This window comes from Xylanibacter ruminicola, assembly GCF_900107775.1.
GTDB lineage: Bacteria > Bacteroidota > Bacteroidia > Bacteroidales > Bacteroidaceae > Prevotella > Prevotella ruminicola_C.
The window spans coordinates 102270-116076 of sequence record NZ_FNRF01000006.1 but is presented as its reverse complement, the minus strand read 5'-3'; the positions used below and the strand labels follow the sequence as shown (position 1 = coordinate 116076).

Here is a 13807-nt window from a genome sequence, read left to right as displayed (position 1 = left end):
TTACCGGCGAGGGATTTATTGTTATAGCGTCTTTACCCAACCAACAATATCTGCAAGTACCTCTTCAGCTATGGTCTCTTCAATATTGTAGTATTCATCAGGACGACCTGTGTCGCAGTGCTGAAACAGATGGTTCAGTCCTTCGCACTCTTTGATGACCGTCTTTTTGTTCTTTGGCAGCAGGCGACGTAGTACTGGGATGTTTTGTGCAGCGGGCACCTGACAATCCTTGGTGCCATTAAGTGCCAGCACTGGGCACTTGGTGTTGTTGATATTCTGTGTGGGATCATAATCCATAAACCACTCCACCCACTTGTTGCCCTTCATCATATTGCGCAGATACTCCATGGTGATACCTTTGGCCAGCGGACTGCCGCTGTTTCTGGTCTGATACAGCAGGATGCTATCACCCTTGACGGCAGGACCTGCCAGCGACACGATGAAATCAGCCTTACGCTGTGCACCCAGCATAAAGGCTATCAGTCCACCTTCGCTGTGGCCTAGCAAACCTACTTTCTTGAATCGTTTCTGCATGCGTAGCCACTCGATACCTGCTGCGGCATCTTCAGCCAGATCGGCTGATGTGGCGTTCTTCATATTGCCACCCACCGACTGACCTGTGGCGCGATCATCGTAGCGCAATGTGGCTATGCCAGCGCGCGCCAGACGGTCGGCTATTACAGCAAACGGCTTGTGGGCATATACTTCTTCGTCACGATTCTCTGGTCCACTGCCCGTTACCATAATCATCACACACTTGGTTCCTCCCTTGGGCACGGTTAATGTACCGGCCAGTGTAGCACCAGCTTTAGCGTTGGTAAATGTCACCTCCTCCGTGGAATATGGGAATGGTCCCTTAGGTGTCTGTGGACGATTGGGACCATCGGGCGAGGTTTCTTTCATGTTGAGCGGTAACTTCATACCATGTTGGGTGAAAGAGCCCTGCAGTTGACCATCAACATAGCACGCAACATATGTGGCACCAAGCGATTTGATGCTGACCTTTATCGAGTCTTTAGTGAGCAAGTCTACAGTGGCAGGGATGCCTGTTGCACCTTGCGCAGGACTGTCGAGTGTGCACTTACCATCAACAAGATTCAGTACGATGGGCAGTTTTTGTCCCATTACATTTAACTCTCCAGTCCAGCTTCTGCGTATTTCCTGCGCAGTGGCAGATATGCCTATACAGGCTAAGGTAATGGTTAGGAATAGTTTCTTCATTTAGCTTTAAATATTAGAACACAGAAAACGATGATAATTGCGAACATCACACCTACTGTAGCCAGAATGGGCATAGCCGATGGCTTGCCATGGGCACCTGCCACCAACGAGGTATAAGCGATGACGGCGGTGAGGGCTAGCAGCACCAGACTGAGCACACGCATCATGCGGATAGCTAACAGATATTGGCGTGGGGTCTTGACCTTTACAGGAATGTTGATGGTGTGTGGATAGTAGGCACTACCCAACATGATGATACCACCGATCGATGTAAAGATTGTGACAAACAGGATGCTGTACTTTGAGTCGTAGCTGGTGGCATGGCCTACTGCATCAAAGTGGGTTGGCACTACATCTGGTGCTTTCTTCAAAGCCAGGATGATAAACACCCATACAGCAATCAGCAGTACCAAGAATACAATCTCAAAGATGTTGCCTTCGAGTGTGCGGTTTACTTTAATCTTCTCTGGTTTCATTGTCTTTCTTCTTTTTAGGTAGACGCTTGGCTTTGCGCAGGGCCTCTGTGATGATCCACTGCAGCTGGCCATTGGTGCTGCGGAACTCGTCCGCAGCCCAGGCCTCTATCGCGTCCATCGTGTCGCTATCAACACGCAGGATGAAACTCTTAGTGGATTTCTTTTCAGCCATTAATTATCAATTATTAATGATTTAACGTTCCTGTATTGACTACTGGTTGAGCATTGTCGTCGCCACAGAGCACTACCAGCAGATTGCTAACCATGGCAGCCTTCTTGTCGTCGTCGAGTTCTACTATCTCCTCGTCGGCCAGTTTGTCGAGAGCCATCTTAACCATCGATACAGCGCCTTCTACTATCTTTTCGCGTGCAGTGATGATGGCACTGGCCTGCTGGCGGCGAAGCATCACAGCTGCAATCTCAGGAGCGTAGGCCAGATAGTTGATGCGAGCCTCTACCACCTCGATACCTGCCAGAGCCAGACGCTCATCCAACTTCTGTTCAAGCTGCTCATTTATCTCATCAGCGCTCGAGCGCAGGGTGGGCTCGCCAGTTTTGGTGTCCTCATCGTCGTAGGCATACTGACCGGCCACCTGTCGCAGGGCAGCATCACTCTGTACACGTACAAAATTCTCGAGTGCGTTCATTAAGCCCTTCATGTCGCCACCCACAGCATTGGGAGTAGCAGCCATCGTCTGAGTATCAACCTCGAACAGAGCCTTGTAGGTGTCCTTCAGTTTCCAAACCAATACCAGGCCAATCATCACAGGGTTGCCTGTCTTATCGTTAACCTTGATGGGCTCAGCATCCAGATTTCGCGCACGCAGACTTACCTTCTTGGTGCCATAGAATGGGTTAATCCAGAAGAAACCTGTCTGAGCGAATGTGCCAGTGTACTTACCAAACCATGTGGTTACACGTGCCTCGTTGGGTTCCAGCTGCATGTGGCCACACCACATGATGATATTAACGATAATCATCAGTCCACACAATCCAAGCAACCAACCGCCCTGTGTGCCATCAGTAGCATCGAGCATAATGATGCTCTCAACGATACCAACAATCGTCAGAATTAGAACTGCGATATTTACAAACAGCATCAGGAATCCATTCAGTACCGATCCTCTGAACTCAAACTCTTTTGTTTCCATAATCTTAATGTTTAATATTTATAATTCGATTTGATATCATTTTGATATCGCAAAGATATGAAGTGTTTTCGAACTGACAATGGATTTTGAGTAAACATTAACCATATTTAACTATCAACTATCAATTATCAATTGTCAATTATCAATTATTTAGTACCTTTGCACCCATGAATATCAAGGAGTTAGAAAATAAGCGTATAGCTGTGCTGCTCTCAGGCGGAGTGGACAGCAGTGTGGTGGTGCACGAGTTTGCCCAGCTGGGGCTGCACCCTGACTGCTTCTATATCAAGATAGGTCCTGAGGAGCAGGAGGAGTGGGACTGCTCGAGCGAGGAGGACTTGGAGATGGCCACGGCTGTATCGCGCAAGTATGGATGCAAGTTGGAAGTTATCGACTGCCACAAGGAGTATTGGGACCAGGTGACAAAGTACACCATGGACAAAGTGCGTGCAGGATTAACACCTAATCCCGATGTTATGTGTAACCGACTGATAAAGTTTGGAGCCTTTGATGAGAAGCGTGGTCACGACTACGACCTGATAGCCACTGGTCACTACGCTATGACAGAGATAGATTCTGAGGGCAACAAGTGGCTCTGTACCAGTCCTGACCCAGTGAAGGATCAGACTGACTTTCTGGCACAGATAGCCGACTGGCAGTTGAAGAAGGCCCTCTTCCCAATAGGCCACTATGTGAAGGACGAGGTGCGTGTAATAGCTGAGCGCGAGCACTTGGTTAACGCCAAGCGCAAGGACTCCCAGGGCATCTGTTTCTTGGGAAAGATTAATTACAACGACTATATCCGCCGCTATCTGGGCGAGCAGCCAGGCGATGTGATTGAGTTGGAAACTGGCAAGCGTATAGGCGAGCACAAGGGCCTTTGGTTCCATACTATTGGTCAGCGCAAGGGCATGGGTTTTGGCGGTGGTCCTTGGTTTGTGGTTAAGAAAGATGTGGATAATAATATATTATATGTGTCGCATGGCTACGATCCAGAAACTGCTTATAAGGCCGACTTCCCTGTGCACGATTTCCACTTTCTGACCAAGGAGTTGCAACCGACAGAGGTTACCTTTAAGATTCGTCATACCCCAGAATACCATCCAGCTACATTAGAGTGGACAAGCCCAACTACTTGCATGGTTCACTCAAAAGATAAAATTCACGGTGTGGCACCAGGTCAGTTCTGTGTAGTTTACGACAAGGATCATCACCGTTGCTTAGGCTCAGGCGAAATCACCATCTAACAATAAATCCCTCGCTTACTGGCGAGGGATTTGTTGTTTTTATTTCTTTGTAAAACTACTGAAGTAATCCATACATACTTTCTGCCATTCCTTGGCATTTTCGAGTTGATGCTGCAAGCGGGCATCCACTTCCTGCCAGCGCTGTTCGTCGATGTTGGGCTTGGCCTCGTTCCAGATGCGGACAAAGTCCTCAACCTCTTTTACGCCACGTGCATAACGGTAGTCCATCTCCTCAAGTACGGTGCGACCACTCTTCAGTCGGTAGCTCCATGGCACACGGTGGAACCACAGCAGGTAGCGCTCAGGACAGGTGTTGATGTTGTCATACAGTGCGCAATAGGGCTCGCGATACTGTGCTGTGGCATTCGAACCTGTATGTGTACGGTCGAAACCAATGCTGTCGTTGTTGGCCTTATGGTAGTAAACTGGGCACCACTCGTAGGGCACGTGTGGATTATAACCGTCGGGCTCTGGTCCGTAGTGCTCATCAAATGCAAAGATATGGTGCAAACCAATTGGCATCATGTAATCCACACAAGCCTCGCGACTACGCAGCATCATCGACTTTAATGCTTCGTTATTCGAAGCATTAAATGTCAGACCCAGCCATTCTTCTGCAATCTGCTCGCTGGTCAGGTTGGGGTTCCATGCCAAACGACCAAAGGCATACCAGTTGGCCTGTGAGAAGTGATGGCCGCACCAGTTCTTATCCAATCCGATGTTGGCAACACCAGCAATACCTACCAGTTTCTCAGGGGCGACAAATCCAAAGAACTCACGCCACATGGGGGCTAAGTAGGTAAGATGACGCGACTGGCCTAAGTATTCCTGAGTAATCTGCAACTCGGCCATTTGTTTTGTGTTTTTAATATTGTCGAAGATAGGAGCGTACGGTTCACGTGGCTGGAAGTCCAGAGGCCCATTCTTTGACTGCAGAATCACATTGTCGCGGAACTTACCGTCCAGATCCTTAAACTCGCTTACAGCCTGCTTGACGCGGTCCTCACCACTGTGGGCGGCACCATACACAAAGCTTCGCCACATGATAATACCGCCATAAGGCTTCACGGCATCGGCCAGCATGTTAGCGCCATCAGCATGTGTGCGCTTGTAGTCGAATGGACCAGGCTGTCCCTCAGAGTTGGCCTTTACCAGGAATCCGCCAAAGTCGGGAATCTGTGCGTAAATCTCTTTGGCCTTAGCTTTCCACCAGGCTTTTACTTGGGCATTCAGTGGGTCGGCAGTCTTTACGGGTTTGCCGCCGTTGAATCCCTTGGCAGGGATGCTCATGGGCGAGGCAAAGTTTACCGAGAGATAAACCTTGATGCCGTAAGGACGCAGAATGTCGGCATATTGCTTTACCTTATTAATATATATAGCCGACAGCATCTTAGGCGATGCATTCACATTATTCAGTACCGTACCATTGATGCCGATCGAGGCATTGGCGCGGGCATATTCCTTAATCAATTCGGCATCGATGGGCTGATCGGGATGCCAGAATATACTAAGACCGGCATAACCGCGCTCGATGGTACCATTCAGGTTGTCCCAATGGTTCAATATGCGCAGTTTGTAGAATGGCTCACTTCCGGTGGTCTCGCCACGCAGCATTGCATAAGCACCATACAATAATCCAATCTCGTTTTTGGCAGAGATGACACCATTCCTGATGTTGTACGCATCCTGTTTCATGCTCGCATCCAGCTTCAGGGTTACATCCTGTTTGCTGTAAGCTCTCAGTTCCTGAGCTGCTATACACTCGGGTCCTGTAACTTTTGCTTTGTTAATTGGTTGGTATCTCAGCCACAACCGGTGACCGTCTTCAGCCTTTGCCATCCCAGCAAAGACCAATGCCATTAAGAGTAATGTTAGTTTCTTCATATTTATTGATAATTTTGTTGCAAAAATATAAAAAATCTGTGTAATCCGCGTAATCCGTGCCTAAAAATTTGTACCTTTGCACCAAATAAAGAAATAAAAGATACAAAATGAAAAAAGTTAAACTACTGATTACTGCTTTATTGCTCACTTTTGCTCAGTTTGCTAGTGCTGGCGATTTTACTGTTGGAAACAAAACTTTCCTGCTTAATGGCGAGCCTTTTGTGGTAAAGGCGGCCGAAGTTCACTATCCGCGTATCCCCCGTCCTTATTGGGAGCATCGCATCAAAATGTGCAAGGCTTTGGGTATGAACACCCTCTGTATCTATGTGTTCTGGAATATCCATGAACAGCGCGAGGGACAGTTCGATTTCACCGATAATAACGATGTGGCTGAGTTCTGCCGACTGGCCCAGAAAAATGGCATGTACGTGATTGTCCGTCCTGGTCCATACGTATGTGCCGAGTGGGAGATGGGCGGTCTGCCTTGGTGGCTGCTCAAGAAAAAAGATATCCGTCTGCGCGAGCGCGATCCTTATTTCTTGGAGCGCGTGAAAATCTTCGAGCAGAAGGTAGGCGAGCAGCTGGCACCACTCACTATCCAGAATGGCGGCCCTATCATCATGGTTCAGGTCGAGAATGAGTATGGCTCGTATGGCGAGGATAAACCTTATATCTCAGAGATTCGCGACTGTCTGCGTGGTATCTACGGCGAAAAACTCACGCTGTTCCAGTGCGACTGGAGTTCAAACTTCGAGAAGAATGGTCTCGACGATTTGGTTTGGACCATGAACTTTGGTACTGGTGCCAATATCGATCACGAGTTTGCACGCCTGAAGCAGCTGCGCCCCAATGCCCCTCTGATGTGTTCGGAGTTCTGGAGCGGTTGGTTCGATAAGTGGGGTGCTAATCACGAAACACGCCCTGCCAAGGATATGGTGGATGGTATGGACGAGATGCTGTCGAAGAATATCTCGTTCTCGCTCTATATGACTCACGGAGGTACCTCGTTTGGTCACTGGGCTGGTGCTAACTCGCCCGGTTTTGCACCCGATGTAACCAGTTACGATTACGATGCCCCTATCAACGAGTATGGTGGCACTACCGAGAAATTCTTCCAGTTGCGCAAGATGATGCAGAAGTACAGCAAAACACCGCTGCCTGCCATCCCTGCACGTCCTGCTAATATGATTAACATCCCTGCCTTCGAAATGAAGGAGCATGCCGATATTCTGCTGGGTGCCGATAGTCTGGTGATGAACAGCCCATTGCGCACCATGGAGGAACTTAATCAGGGCTGGGGCTCGATGGTGTATATCACCTCGCTGCCTGAGGTAGATACACCTAGTGTGCTTACCCTCAATGATGGTCACGACTTTGCACAGGTGTTTATCGATAGTACCTATATCGGCAAGATCGATCGTGTACGTAACGAAAAGAGCCTGCTGTTGCCTGCCGTTAAGAAAGGTCAGGAACTCAAGATCCTCATCGAGGCCATGGGTCGTATCAATTTTGGTCGTGCTATCAAGGATTATAAGGGCATCACCGAGAGCGTCACTTTGTCGACCGATAAGGATGGTCACGAGCTCGTCTGGAACCTGAAGCGCTGGGATATCTTTACTATTCCCGATAGCTATGCAGCTGCCAAGAAGGCACTCGATACCGCCAAGCGCGATTCTCTTACAAAAATGGTGTTCAAGGGCTCTGGCTATTATCGTGGCTATTTCAACCTCAAGAGGGTAGGCGATACCTTCCTGAATATGGAGAACTGGGGCAAGGGTCAGGTGTATGTCAATGGTCATGCCGTCGGTCGTTTCTGGTCTATTGGCCCTCAGCAAACCCTCTATGTGCCTGGCTGCTGGCTTAAGAAGGGCAAGAACGAGGTGGTTGTGCTCGATGTGGTAGGTCCCTCTGCCAAGGCATTCTATTTCACCAAGGATCAGAAGCGCCTTTCGCCTTGGCTCTTTGCTCAGAACAAGCCCGAACTTGATAAATTGAATATTGAAAAATCTCGTACACATAACAATCCCGCTGATCAGCCTGATCTTAACTCGGCTACCCCTGTGAAGGTAGGTCAGTTGGCTGCAGGCAATGGTTGGCAGATGGTGCGTTTTGCTGCGCCAAAGACTGGTCGTTATCTGGCCATCCAGGCTTTATCTACCCACGAAGGTAAGGATGTGGTTTCTGTAGCCGAGCTCTATGCCATCAATGCCGATGGTGCTCGCCTCAGTCGTGAGCCTTGGACGGTGAAATATGCTGATAGCGAGGAAATCAAGCGTGGCAATAATACTGCTGAAAAATCTTTCGATTTGCAGGAGTCAACTTACTGGCGTACCGAGAAGGGTGTAGCCCTGCCGCATTTGATGGTCATCGACCTTGGTAGCGAACAGACTATCACTGGTTTCGATTATCTGCCACGTGCCGAGGAAGGTGCCCCAGGTAGCATCAAGGATTACAAAATCTTTGTCTATTAATATAAATTAGGTAAAAAAGTTGCTTGTTTTAAAAATATTCAGTATCTTTGCAGCCGTTTAAAAATAGCTAGTATTTTTTGAAATGAAGAGATCTCTATTGGTATTGTCACTGTTGCTCACCACCCTGTTGGTGCAGGCTCAGATGAGCGACATTCAGGTGATGCAGTATGTCCAGCGCGAATCAAAGAATGGCGCTTCTCAGTCGCAGATTGCTACTAAACTTATGCAAAAAGGCGTTACCATGCAGCAGTTGCAGCGTGTGCGCAGTCAGTACGAAAAGATGAATGGCACCTCAGCCGTGCGTTCTTCTGGATCAACTACCGACCAGCTTACGGCTGATAGCCGTATGCGTGAGAGTAATGGTGCTGTGCGTGTTGATGCTGAGGGTAACGAGTTGTATGTACAGAAAGTTGGTACAAGTACCGATGCTGATGGTGAAACAACATCTATCGAGAATCGACAGAAGATATACATCCCTGATTCAGTGAATACCATTAATGGCAAACGTGTGTTTGGCCGTGATATCTTCAATAACAAAGCCCTTTCATTCGAGCCAAACATGAATATCGCTACGCCTACTTCATATATTGTAGGCCCTGGCGATAAGGTGTTCGTCGATGTATATGGCGGTTCGCAGAAGTCGGAGCAGATGGAGGTTGGTCCCGATGGCTCTATCGTGGTTACCGGTTACGGTCCTATCCACATCGCTGGTCTCTCTGTAGCAGCTGCCAATGCTAAAATCAAGCAGACTCTTGGTAAGCGTTACAGCAGTTCCAAGATTCGTATGACATTGGGCCAGACCCGTACTATCATGGTCAACGTGATGGGCGAGGTGATGGCACCTGGTACTTACACCCTTTCTGCTTTTGCCAGTGTGTTCCATGCCCTGTATATGGCAGGTGGTGTAAATAGTTTGGGTACATTGCGTGATATCAAGGTGTTCCGTGGTGGTCGTCAGATTGCTTCGGTCGATATCTACGATTATATCCTCAATGGCAAACTCTCTGGCAACATCCGTTTGGCCGAGAACGATGTCATCATGGTTGGTCCTTATCAGAACATCGTCGATGTGGCTGGTAATGTCAAGCGCCCCATGGCTTACGAGATGAAGAAAAACGAGAGCATTGCCACTTTGCTTAAGTATGCCGGTGGTTTTACAGGCGATGCTTACAAAAAATCGGTTCGTGTTAATCGTGTGGCAGGCGAGAAATATTCGGTTTACAATATCAACGAGTTCGATATGTCGAGCTTCCGCTTGCAGGATGGCGACTCAGTGACTGTAGGTGGTAACCTTCGTCGTTACGAGAATATGGTCGAGATTGCAGGTGCTGTGTTCCGCCCCGGACAGTATAGCTTGGGTGGCAATATCACCACTGTTAAGAGTTTGATCGAGCAGGCCGACGGCTTGACCGAAGATGCCTTTGCCGGTCGCGGTGTTTTGCATCGTATGAAAGCCGATCGCACCCGTCGTGTCATTTCACTCGATATCCAGGGCATTCTTAACGGCACAGTAGCCGATGTACCTTTGGAGAACGAGGATGTGCTTACCATCGCTTCTAAGCAGGAAAAGACCAACGAGCGCACTGTGACTATTTTTGGCGAGGTGATGTTCCCTGCCACTTACGAGTATGCTGATGACGAGTCGATCGAAGACCTGATTATCCAGGCTGGTGGCCTCACCGATGCAGCTTCTACCGTTAAGGTTGATGTTTCACGTCGCATGATTGATCCTAAAGCTACCGAGGATTCTCCTGAGGTGGCTCAGACCTTCTCTTTCACTTTGAAAGATGGTTTCGTCGTTGACGGTTCTAAGGACTTCACACTGCAGCCCTACGATGAGGTGTATGTGCGTAAAAGTCCCGGTTATATGCCCCAGCGCAATGTCAGTGTCGAGGGTGAGGTGCTCTTCGCAGGTAATTATCCATTGACGCGTAAAAATCAGCGTCTCAGCGAGGTGGTGAAGGCTGCCGGCGGTGTCACCAAAGAGGCTTATATCCGTGGTGCCCGTATCGAGCGCCCCATGAACGACGATGAGAAGTTCCGTCTCAACCGTATCCTCCAGTTGGCCAAGGTGCAGTCAGGTGCTGGTTTCGATGCCAATAAGGTTGAGCAGGATAGTGTTTACTATGTAGCTATCGAGCTCGATAAGGCGTTGGCTAATCCTGGAACTGACTATGATGTGGTACTCCGTGAGGGCGACCGTATCATCGTGCCCGAGTTTAGCGGTACTGTTAAGATTGATGGTAACGTCATGTATCCTAATACCGCCAGCTATAGCAGCGGCAAGAGTTATAAATGGTACGTGCGCAATCAGGCTGGTGGATTTGGCTTGGGGGCTAAAAAGTCGCGTGCATTCGTTCTCTATCAGAATGGTGCTGTGAAGAAGGCTAGTGGCGCTAAGATTGAACCTGGTTGTGAGATTTTTGTACCTAGTAAGATTAATTCTACGAATGATAAAATTAGCATGATTGCCAACCTGGGTACCTCACTCGCCACCATGGTTACCATGCTGGCCACAGTTACAAACCTGATAAAGACATTCTAATGTAATATGGAGCAGAATAAGTTACACTCTCAAGGTCGAAAGCCCCTGCCGATAGATTTTGGTGCTATTTGGCAGGCTATAAAAAAGAATCGTAAACTCTACTATATCGTATTGCCTATCGCTTTTGTGGTGGCTATTGTTATTGCTAAGTCCATCCCTCCTTATTTTAAATGTGAGGTGCTGTTAGCGCCAGAATCTGGTGGTGGTACTAGTATGGGGTCTTTGGCTTCTTTGGCTAGCTCCTTTGGTGTCAGTTTGGGTGGAGGTGGCAATGCAGGTGGCGATGCTATTACCCCTTCGCTCTATCCAGACTTGATGAAGAGTACCGATTTTAAAACCTCACTTTTCCCCATCAAGGTGCATGGTAAAAAGGATAAAACGTCCATCACCTATTACGATTATCTCAAAAACGAGTGGAAAGAGCCATGGTGGGAGGATTTCTTTGGCCTGATGGCACCAGAAAAGAAGAAGGATACCCTGGTGAATAATTTTGAGTTAACAGGCGAGCAGTCGCGTATTGCTGGTATGGTCATGAAGAATGTGGTTTGCAAGATTGATAAGAAAACAAATCTGATTTCAATCAATGTTACAGCTCAGGAACCATATATTGCAGCTTTATTGGCTGATTCTGTCAAGACCCGTTTGCAGGATTTCTTAACGGAATATCGTACCCAGAAGTCGCGTCACGATTTGGAATATGCCGAGATGTTGCAAGTTCAGGCTAAAAAGGATTATGAGCATGCCCGCCAGAAATACGTTGAGTTTGTCGATGCTAATCAGGATGTGGTGTTAGAAAGCATCCGTCAGAAGCAAACCGATTTGGAAAACGATTTGCAGTTGCAGTATAATAACTACAATACTTTATGTGCCCAGGTGTTGGCTTACAAGGCCAAGGTGCAGGAGGCAACCCCTGCCTTTACCACGCTTCAGCGCGCTACTGTTCCTTTAGGGCCTGCTGGTCCTCAAAGGAATCGAATCATAATGGTTTGCATATTTATGGCTGTGGTTATTACTACATTGTATGTTCTTGTTAAAGAGCATCAGCTAAAGCCGTTGTTGGGCTTGTCATAATAATACAATCCCCATAATAAAGACGGAACTTGGCGTATAATTATTTGAGAAATCGTCATTTTCCGTCTTTTTTATTTGGTGGTATCATAAAATTCCCTTATCTTTGCATGCGGAAAAGGGAAATCGATTTCTTAAAACTCCCAAGTACCGTGTAGTTAATAAAAGCAAATTTTTTTGTAACGTACTGACCTATAGCACTTTGTATTCGTCAGTCCGGAATATTTTTATTGCGCTTGTTGCAAATACCCCGCTCTTGCATGCGCAAATCGCTCCCGCCCACCCTCGCTCTTAGGTGGCTGCTCGCCCCCTGCCGCGCGGCAAACCCCTCGGTGTTTTAGCATGGTATTAAAATTATGGAAAATAAAATCGATATTTTTCACGGATCTGTAAATGTTGTAGAAAAACCTGTCTTTGGAGAAGGCAAAATCTACAATGATTATGGTCGAGGCTTCTATTGTACCGAGCATGTTGAATTGGCGAAGGAATGGGCATGCGCTTCTGGTACTGATGGTTATGCCAATCATTACCAGCTAGATTTGACCAATCTAACGGTCTTGAACTTGAATACTCCAGAATATACCATTTTGAACTGGTTGACAATCTTATTAGAGAATAGAAAGTTCAATGTAACTGATGGTTTGCCACTTCAAGCGAAGAATTATTTGCTTGAGAACTTTAAAGTGGATTATAAAAATTATGATGTTATAATTGGCTATAGAGCTGATGACTCTTATTTCTCTTATGCTGGAGACTTCATTAATGGTACTCTTTCGTTGGCAGATTTGTCTGAGGCAATGAGGTTAGGTGAGCTTGGTGAGCAGGTTGTCTTGAAATCAAAGAAGGCTTTTGATGCGCTGACTTTCGTTGATGCAATCGGTGCTTCTTGTGACGATTATTTTGCAAAGTATAAGTCGCGCGATGACGAGGCTAGGAAAAAGTATAAGCAAATTGCAGCTCTGCCAATGGCAGCGAATGAGACTTATGTGATTGATATCATAAGAAATAATTGGAAGAATGGCCAGAGCTTATAAGAAAACATATCTCAATGGCGCTATGCGTAATCTCGCAGTTATGATGGATTGTGGGGTTAACAAGTATGGCTACTCAATAGATGAGTTTTATAACAAATTCTTAATGAGTGACGTGTCGCGTCAGTTCGCTAAAGGTAATCCTCGATATTTGGTGGGCCTGTCTGGCGCAGAACTGGCAGATATGGTGGTCGAGTCGTCTGGAAACGCTATTTCGCAACAAAATGACGGCACATACACTGTAGGACCAGAATACTGGGCTGGTTGGGCATTGGCATATTATCAGTGGCTCTCTCGTCGCAGTTTCTCCTTTATGCATAAAAATGGCCTAGGCGCTAAAGAGGTGGTAAATATGTATTATCCACTACACGAAGCCGACCTATCCAAGTTTGCAACAGTCGCAGATGAAATAATTGAGCGAAACAAATAATCTTACCTCCGCTCGTCGGGGCTGTCTGCCCCTTCTCGCGTCCCTTTTGGTAGCAAGCGGCAAAGCCGAGCGGCCGCGTGGCGCTCACTGAGTGTTTTAGCATGGTATTAGATATAGCGCTTTTAGCGCATTGACAATATAAGCCGTAGTCCCGGCTTGCCAAAAGGTACGATAAGTTGTCGGTCTCTGCAACTTTGAGTTTAAGTCTCTTGCCGAAGATTGGCGAGAGGTTTGGAGAGTGGTTGAAGCCCTCTCTTACACGGCAAGAGAGGGTTGGGTGAGT

Annotated in this window: 11 protein-coding genes; 6 read left to right on the top strand and 5 right to left on the bottom strand. The window is 47.5% G+C overall.

Going from position 1 to position 13807, the window contains the following annotated elements:
• Positions 1-21 precede the first annotated feature (21 nt).
• From BLU97_RS14310 to BLU97_RS14295, 4 genes are read right to left on the bottom strand one after another with little or no spacing between them, the layout of a single operon-like run.
• Entirely contained in the window at positions 22-1221 is a 1200-nt protein-coding gene (locus BLU97_RS14310; RefSeq protein WP_074762160.1) for an alpha/beta hydrolase family protein, read from the bottom strand.
• The gene (locus BLU97_RS14305; protein WP_074762159.1) at positions 1218-1697 is read right to left on the bottom strand and encodes a DUF1648 domain-containing protein; all 480 of its coding nucleotides are present in this window, start codon (positions 1695-1697) and stop codon (positions 1218-1220) included. Before BLU97_RS14305 ends, BLU97_RS14310 begins: the two co-directional genes overlap by 4 nt.
• Positions 1678-1869 carry a hypothetical protein gene (locus BLU97_RS14300; RefSeq protein WP_028907323.1) on the bottom strand — a complete coding sequence of 64 codons (192 nt, stop codon included), beginning with the start codon at positions 1867-1869 and terminating at the stop codon, positions 1678-1680. The genes BLU97_RS14305 and BLU97_RS14300 overlap by 20 nt, the downstream gene beginning before the upstream one ends.
• Before the next feature lie 13 nt (positions 1870-1882).
• The gene (locus tag BLU97_RS14295; protein ID WP_074762158.1) at positions 1883-2848 is read right to left on the bottom strand and encodes an SPFH domain-containing protein; all 966 of its coding nucleotides are present in this window, start codon (positions 2846-2848) and stop codon (positions 1883-1885) included.
• 167 nt (positions 2849-3015) lie between these two features.
• On the opposite strand from BLU97_RS14295, the gene mnmA reads away from it, so the two are divergent.
• Positions 3016-4095 (top strand): tRNA 2-thiouridine(34) synthase MnmA, encoded by a 1080-nt coding sequence (mnmA, locus tag BLU97_RS14290; RefSeq protein ID WP_074762157.1) that lies wholly within the window; start codon positions 3016-3018, stop codon positions 4093-4095.
• Positions 4096-4134: 39 nt separating this feature from the next.
• On the opposite strand, the gene BLU97_RS14285 is transcribed toward mnmA, so the two are convergent.
• Positions 4135-5979 carry an alpha-glucuronidase gene (locus BLU97_RS14285; RefSeq protein WP_074762156.1) on the bottom strand — a complete coding sequence of 615 codons (1845 nt, stop codon included), beginning with the start codon at positions 5977-5979 and terminating at the stop codon, positions 4135-4137.
• Between the two features lie 107 nt (positions 5980-6086).
• Between BLU97_RS14285 and BLU97_RS14280 the strand changes: the two genes are divergently transcribed.
• The 5 genes from BLU97_RS14280 (at position 6087) to BLU97_RS14260 (ending at position 13524) form a co-directional block, all read left to right on the top strand.
• Complete coding sequence (locus BLU97_RS14280; protein ID WP_074762155.1) at positions 6087-8450, top strand: beta-galactosidase; 2364 nt, start codon at positions 6087-6089, stop codon at positions 8448-8450.
• 82 nt (positions 8451-8532) lie between these two features.
• A complete protein-coding gene (locus tag BLU97_RS14275; RefSeq protein ID WP_074762154.1) occupies positions 8533-10995 on the top strand; it encodes an SLBB domain-containing protein in 2463 nt (820 codons plus the stop codon).
• Positions 10996-11001: 6 nt separating this feature from the next.
• Positions 11002-12066 (top strand): chain-length determining protein, encoded by a 1065-nt coding sequence (locus BLU97_RS14270; protein ID WP_074762153.1) that lies wholly within the window; start codon positions 11002-11004, stop codon positions 12064-12066.
• A gap of 353 nt (positions 12067-12419) precedes the next feature.
• Complete coding sequence (locus tag BLU97_RS14265; RefSeq protein ID WP_074762152.1) at positions 12420-13097, top strand: DUF3990 domain-containing protein; 678 nt, start codon at positions 12420-12422, stop codon at positions 13095-13097.
• Between the two features lie 40 nt (positions 13098-13137).
• Complete coding sequence (locus BLU97_RS14260) at positions 13138-13524, top strand: transcriptional regulator (RefSeq protein WP_175456394.1); 387 nt, start codon at positions 13138-13140, stop codon at positions 13522-13524.
• Positions 13525-13807 lie beyond the last annotated feature (283 nt).

Coding starts and splice junctions, on each gene's coding strand:
- BLU97_RS14310 (WP_074762160.1), bottom strand. CDS start 1,221: ATGAAGAAACTATTCCTAACCATTACCTTAGCCTGTATAGGCATATCT.
- BLU97_RS14305 (WP_074762159.1), bottom strand. CDS start 1,697: ATGAAACCAGAGAAGATTAAAGTAAACCGCACACTCGAAGGCAACATC.
- BLU97_RS14300 (WP_028907323.1), bottom strand. CDS start 1,869: ATGGCTGAAAAGAAATCCACTAAGAGTTTCATCCTGCGTGTTGATAGC.
- BLU97_RS14295 (WP_074762158.1), bottom strand. CDS start 2,848: ATGGAAACAAAAGAGTTTGAGTTCAGAGGATCGGTACTGAATGGATTC.
- mnmA (WP_074762157.1), top strand. CDS start 3,016: ATGAATATCAAGGAGTTAGAAAATAAGCGTATAGCTGTGCTGCTCTCA.
- BLU97_RS14285 (WP_074762156.1), bottom strand. CDS start 5,979: ATGAAGAAACTAACATTACTCTTAATGGCATTGGTCTTTGCTGGGATG.
- BLU97_RS14280 (WP_074762155.1), top strand. CDS start 6,087: ATGAAAAAAGTTAAACTACTGATTACTGCTTTATTGCTCACTTTTGCT.
- BLU97_RS14275 (WP_074762154.1), top strand. CDS start 8,533: ATGAAGAGATCTCTATTGGTATTGTCACTGTTGCTCACCACCCTGTTG.
- BLU97_RS14270 (WP_074762153.1), top strand. CDS start 11,002: ATGGAGCAGAATAAGTTACACTCTCAAGGTCGAAAGCCCCTGCCGATA.
- BLU97_RS14265 (WP_074762152.1), top strand. CDS start 12,420: ATGGAAAATAAAATCGATATTTTTCACGGATCTGTAAATGTTGTAGAA.
- BLU97_RS14260 (WP_175456394.1), top strand. CDS start 13,138: ATGATGGATTGTGGGGTTAACAAGTATGGCTACTCAATAGATGAGTTT.